Genomic DNA, 5,510 nt, shown 5'->3' with positions numbered 1-5,510 from the left:
CGACCACCCCGCCGCCCAACGGGGCCGCTCTGTTCGACGACTTCGACTACACCGGACACACCGACCCGGCGATCGACGCCCACGGCTGGAGCGTCCGCTCCAACTCCGGCGGCCCCGGGGTGCCGGGCGCCACCTGGGCACCCGAGAACGTCACCTTCGCCAAGGAGGGCACGAACTCGATCATGAACCTGCGCAGCTCGACCGCCGGGACCGGTGAGTCCACCCGGCACACCGAGATCCTCACGCGGGCCTCGAAGTTCAAGAACGGTACGTACGCGGCACGGGTGCGCTTCTCCGACGCGCCGGTGTCGGGTCCGGACGGCGACCGTGTCGTGCAGACCTTCTTCACCATCAACGACCTCAAGGCACCGATGGCCGACGACTACGCCGAGTACGACTTCGAGTACCTGCCCAACGGGGGCTGGGGCGAGCCCGCGAACATCCTGTACACCACGTCGTGGGAGACCTACCGGCCCGACCCCTGGGAGGCCGTCAACCAGCACTCCGAGTCCCGCACGAGCTACGCCGGCTGGCACGACCTCGTGCTGACCATCGACGACAACGTGATCGTCTACTACGTCGACGGCCAGGAGTTCGGCCGGCACGACGCCCGGTACCTCCCCGAGCGCCCGATGTCGATCAACTTCAACCAGTGGCTGATCGACCTCGCCGGCCAGACCTCCACGACACCGCGCTCCTACGACCAGAAGGTCGACTACGTCCTGCACGTCAAGGACCAGGTCCTGACCCCGGCCCAGGTGGCCGCGAAGGTCGGTGCCTACCGCACGGCGGGCACGACCTTCCAGGACACGGTGCCGGCCGCGCAGTGAGCCTTCCGGTGGGCCGCCGTCCCCCGGGCGGCGGCCCACCGGAAGGGGTCAGGGGGTGCGGCAGGTCGGGTCGTCGACGGCGCTCACGGTGTACGGCGGCCGGCCCGGCGGCTCGTCCAGCTGGCTGTTCACCACGTAGAGGCGGCAGCCGTGCCGGGCGAGGGTGGTGGGCAGGTCGAAGGGTTCACCCGTGAGGCGGTGGGTCACCGTGCCCGTACGCAGCTCCTCGTCGAGGCGGGCGACGTACACGCCGTGCGGGGCGCCGTAGTTGAGCACGGCGTAGAGCGTCCGGCCGCGCAGCACCATCCCGTCGGGCCCGAAGGACTGTTCACCGAGGGAGAGCCGGGTGACGGTCCGGTCGGCGGTGTCGACGCGCCAGACGGCCTCGGTGCCGTTGGAGGCGACCAGGAGCGTGGTGCCCGACTCGTTCGCCACGATCCCGTTCAACAGCCAGTACCGCGCCGGGAACTGCGGGAACGCCCCACGGATGTCGAGCCACGGTTCGAGGGGGCCGATGGTCCCGCCCCGCAGGTCCGCCCGGTACACCACGGGGTTGGCCCAGTCGGTCACGTACACCGCGTCCTTCGTCACGGTCAGGTCGTTGAGGTCGGGTGCGCCGAGCGGTCCGCCCACGGCGGTACGGGTGGCGACCAGGCGTCCGTGCCGGTCGTGGACGGTCAGGGTCGCTCCGCCGACGGACAGGACACGGCCGCGCCGGTCGGTGTGGACGCCCAGAGTGCTGGTGCGGCCCTTCAGTCCCTGCGCCGGGAAGGGCCTCAGGTCCGGGCGGCCGATGTGGCCGCGGTACAGCGCGCCCGTGCCGTCCGAGGACACGTACAGGGTGCCGTCCGGGGTGACCGCGATCCCCTCGGGGAGCACACCGGGAGCCCGGGAGACGACATAGGTGTCGGGCAGATCCCTGGCGACGGCCGGGCCGGGCGCGCCGGCGAGGGCGGTGAGCAGGACCGTGGCGACGAGACAGGCGGTACGGGTGGGGGCGCGGCGCATGGATGTGACCTCCGGAGGTGGTTCGGCGGAAGCTCGGTGGGACGGGGAAGGCGGAGACGGCTCGGCGAGGTGGACACGGGGAGCCTGCTCCGTCGTCCTCCGCGGCGCATCGCCTTTCACGTCTGCGCGAAAGGGTCGGCCGTCACCTCCCCTGAACGGGTCCGCCGTCACCTCCCTTGAACGGGTCCGCCATCGCCTCTGGGTGAACGGCGCCGAAGGGCCGATAATCGGTCGGCATGATCCGCCTTCACTTCACCGCCGCCGATCTGCGTCGGATCACGCTCGCCCCGGCGGCGAACGCGCTGTCGGAGACCGTTCTGAGCCTCCGTCTGGGCCTGAGTCCGGGCCTGCGCCGGGGTGCGCGGGTACGGACCGCGGCCCGGCGGTGGCACGATTCCCTGCCGGCAGGCGCGAACCTCGGGGCGGGTGTTCTCGCCGAGCTGCTCACCGAGGACGGCTTCGTCCCCGACTTCCTGCTGCAACCGTCGGCGCACGACTTCACCGAGGCGCTGGAGGCGGCCGCCTCCACGCCGCCTGAGCGGCTGGCGCTCGATCTCGGGATACCGGAGGTCTCCGGCTGGAACGGCGGCCTGGGCCGCCCCGGCCGATGGGCCCACGACCTGGCCCAGGGCGCACCGGCCGCCTCGGCCGCCCTGGTCGCCGACGCCCGCGGCTACTTCCGTACGGCGATCGAGCCGCTTTGGCCGCGGATCCGCGGCGACGCCCTGACCGATCGGGCGCTACGGGCGGAGATGCTGCTGCGCGGAGGCGTCGACGCCCTCCTCACCACGCTGGGCACGACCTGGAACTGGCAGCCGCCGACGCTGCACCTGCCCTCCGCCTCGACGTACGACATTCCGTTGTGCGGGCGCGGCCTGCTCCTCGTTCCGTCCTGGTTCGCGACCGGCCCGATGGTGATGTACCGCCCCGAGGCGGCGACCGTGCTCGTCTATCCCCTGTACGACGACGGTGCCGGCGCGGGCCGCGCGGACGGGTCCGGTGACCGCCCGGAGGCACTGGCGGCGCTGCTCGGGCGCAATCGGGCGCAGGTGCTCGCGCTGCTGCGGTCTCCCGCCACCACGACGGCGCTCGCTGAGCGCGCCGCCCTCTCGCTCGCGGCCGCCAGCCAGCACGCGGGGGTCCTGCGGGGAGCGGGTCTGATCACCACGGTGCGGACGGGCACGTCGGTGCTCCACAGCATCACCCCGCTCGGCGCCTCCTTGCTGGCCGGGGTCTGAGCGGCCGGCCGTGGCCCGCTAGCCGCCGGACCGGGCGCACTCGCCCGCGCGGGCGCGTAGCGGTACTCGACTTCCCCCACCGATCGGCGGAGGGCGGACGGTCGCCGCATGCCGGACGGAGCGTCCCGGTGGATCCTGGGGACATGGGTGGCACTCCCGGGGAGCGGCTGTCGAAGGTCCGGCTCCCGCCCGCCTACGCGGCGGCCGTACGGCGGTCGGTCCGCGTCACGCTCGCCGCCACCGTCGGCTTCTACCTCTTCCTGTACGGCTTCGACTCGCCCGTCGCCGCCACCTACGCGCTCTTCGCCGCGGTCGCGATGGCGGGTCTTTCGCACATCCCCGGCACCGGGCGGCAGCGCGCTGCCACCCTGCTGCCCGTGGTGCCCGCCTGCTGGGTGCTCATCACGATCGGCACCTACCTGTCCGTACGGACGTGGAGCGCGGTCCTCGGCATGCTGGTCGTCGGGTTCGTCCTGGCCTTCATGGCCGTGGGAGGACCACGGCCGGCCGGCGCGGCTCCAGGACTGCAACTGATGTACATCCTGCCGTCCTTTCCGCCCTACGTCCCCGGGACCCTGGGCGAACGGCTGGTGGGAGCGACCGTCGGCCTGGCGCTGCTGATCGTCGCCGAGGCGTTCCTGCTGCCCGATCGCGTGCCGGGCGTCCCGTACCGCGAGCTGGCCGCCCGGGCCGCCGACCGCGCGGGGCGTTGCGCCGACGAGCTGGCCTCCGCCCCGTACACGCTCGGCGACGCGGCGCTGCGGGCCGTCCGGGACGTGGGCGGCGGCCTGCGGTCCTCGCGGGTGCCGGAGGCGGAACGGCCCGCGGGCCCCGGTGTCAGGGCCCGTGCCCTGGCGCACACCGGCCTGGCCGCCCGCACGCTGCTCGGGCGGCTGGCGTCGCTTCCGCCGCCGCCCGGCGGCCCGGCGGAGGCCCGGACGTGGCCCGAGGTGCTGCGCGCGGTGCGCGACACGTGCCTGGAGACCGCGTCCCTGCTCCGCGGCCGGGAGAGCTCCGGAGACTCCGTCTCCCGGCTCCAGGAGGTCCGTCAGGCCCTGGCCGAGGGCGCGGAGCCGGGTGCCACGCCCGCCGGGCTGCGCCGCCACGCGGCGGTCCTGGAGGTGGCCGACGCCGCGCTGGCGATGTCCACGGCGGCGGAGATCGCCGTCCGGGGCAGGGCCGCTCCCGCGGCGGCTCCGGGGCGGTTCTGGTACGCACGGATGCGGGCACCCCAGCTGTGGTGGCGGCGGCTCTCCGGGCATGCGGGGCAGCGGTCGGTGTTCTTCCAGAACGCGGTGCGCATCGCGCTGGCGCTCGCGGCGGCCCGGGCCATCGCCGGCGTCGACACGCTGCCGCACGGATTCTGGATGCTCCTCGCCACGCTCACCCTGACCCGTACGACGGCGCGGGCGACGAGGAGCACGGTGCGGGTGGCCCTCACCGGGACCCTCGTGGGGGCGGTCGTCGTGGCTGCCCTGCTCGCTCTGATCGGAACGGACACGACGGTGTACGCCGCCGCGCTGCCGCCGTTGATGCTGGTCGCCTTCACGCTGGGTCCGGTGAAGGGAGTGGGGTGGGCGCAGGCGATGTTCACGGTGGTCGTCGCCCTGGTCTTCGCCCAGCTGGCCCCCGCGACCTGGCGGCTCGCCGAGTTCCGGCTCCTCGACGTGGTCGCGGGCAGCGCGGTCGGCGCCGTGTTCGGACTGCTCGCCTGGCCCAAGGGGGCCCACGACGAGTTGCGGCGGTCGGTGGCGACGATGCTCCGGAGCGCCGCGGAGACCGTGGTGGCCACGACCTCGCAGCTCGCCTCGGGCGGGGCACGTGCCCCCGTGGCCACCTCGCCGGGCCACCGCTCGCTGCAGCACGCACTGATCATGGCGGAGTCGGCGTACGCGCAGTACCGGAGCGAGCCGAAGGAGCTGGACACGCCGAACGACCCACAGGACTGGCAGGCCGCCCTGGTTTCCGGCCACCACACCCTGTGGGGTGCGGACCGGCTGCTCGTGCCGCCCGAGCCGACCGTCGTCCCGCCCCTGCCCCCGGAGCCGGCCGAGGCGGTGACGCGGATCGGCGACCGGGTGGCCGCGGGCATGCTGCTGGTCTCCGCCCGTCTGGACCCCGTCGGCGACACGCCGGGCACTCCGGTCGCCGTCGGCGCACGGGACCTCGCCGACTTCGCCGTCGAGCCACCGGGGGCTCCTCGGTCCTACTACGCGGCCGTGGAGTGGCTGGATTCGCTGATGAAGGACGTGCAGCGGATCACGGCCTCCCACAAGTGAGCTGTGCCACATGGAAATTGGCTGTTCAGGGCCAGGGCCCGGAGGTTCTGGAGGACGACAGCGATGCGTTAGCACGGCGGCAGCGGGACGTGAGTGGCGCGCGGGAACCTGGGAGGGACCACCGTGGCCGGCACGCCGGCCACGGAGAGCAGCAC

The 5,510-nt window shown here is 73.7% G+C and carries 4 protein-coding genes; 3 read left to right on the top strand and 1 reads right to left on the bottom strand.

Annotated elements, in window-relative coordinates:
- The coding region (locus tag AOK00_RS32450) for a glycoside hydrolase family 16 protein (RefSeq protein WP_159041895.1) at positions 1 to 830 on the top strand (830 nt) is incomplete at its 5' end.
- Between the two features lie 48 nt (positions 831 to 878).
- Here the strand turns inward: AOK00_RS32450 and AOK00_RS32445 are convergent.
- A complete protein-coding gene (locus AOK00_RS32445; RefSeq protein WP_055603745.1) occupies positions 879 to 1,838 on the bottom strand; it encodes a hypothetical protein in 960 nt (319 codons plus the stop codon).
- Positions 1,839 to 2,074: 236 nt separating this feature from the next.
- Here AOK00_RS32445 and AOK00_RS32440 point away from each other — a divergent pair, with 236 nt between their 5' ends.
- Positions 2,075 to 3,076 (top strand): helix-turn-helix domain-containing protein, encoded by a 1,002-nt coding sequence (locus tag AOK00_RS32440; RefSeq protein ID WP_055603744.1) that lies wholly within the window; start codon positions 2,075 to 2,077, stop codon positions 3,074 to 3,076.
- 143 nt (positions 3,077 to 3,219) lie between these two features.
- A complete protein-coding gene (locus AOK00_RS32435) occupies positions 3,220 to 5,355 on the top strand; it encodes an FUSC family protein (RefSeq protein WP_079042305.1) in 2,136 nt (711 codons plus the stop codon).
- The last annotated feature ends 155 nt before the right edge of the window (positions 5,356 to 5,510 follow it).

Origin of the sequence: Streptomyces aureus (assembly GCF_001418135.1) — a bacterium.
GTDB lineage: Bacteria > Actinomycetota > Actinomycetes > Streptomycetales > Streptomycetaceae > Streptomyces > Streptomyces aureus_A.
The sequence above is the reverse complement of the archived record's forward strand: the minus strand, read 5'-3'. Positions and strand labels throughout refer to the sequence as shown.

Coding starts and splice junctions, on each gene's coding strand:
- AOK00_RS32445 (WP_055603745.1), bottom strand. CDS start 1,838: ATGCGCCGCGCCCCCACCCGTACCGCCTGTCTCGTCGCCACGGTCCTG.
- AOK00_RS32440 (WP_055603744.1), top strand. CDS start 2,075: ATGATCCGCCTTCACTTCACCGCCGCCGATCTGCGTCGGATCACGCTC.
- AOK00_RS32435 (WP_079042305.1), top strand. CDS start 3,220: ATGGGTGGCACTCCCGGGGAGCGGCTGTCGAAGGTCCGGCTCCCGCCC.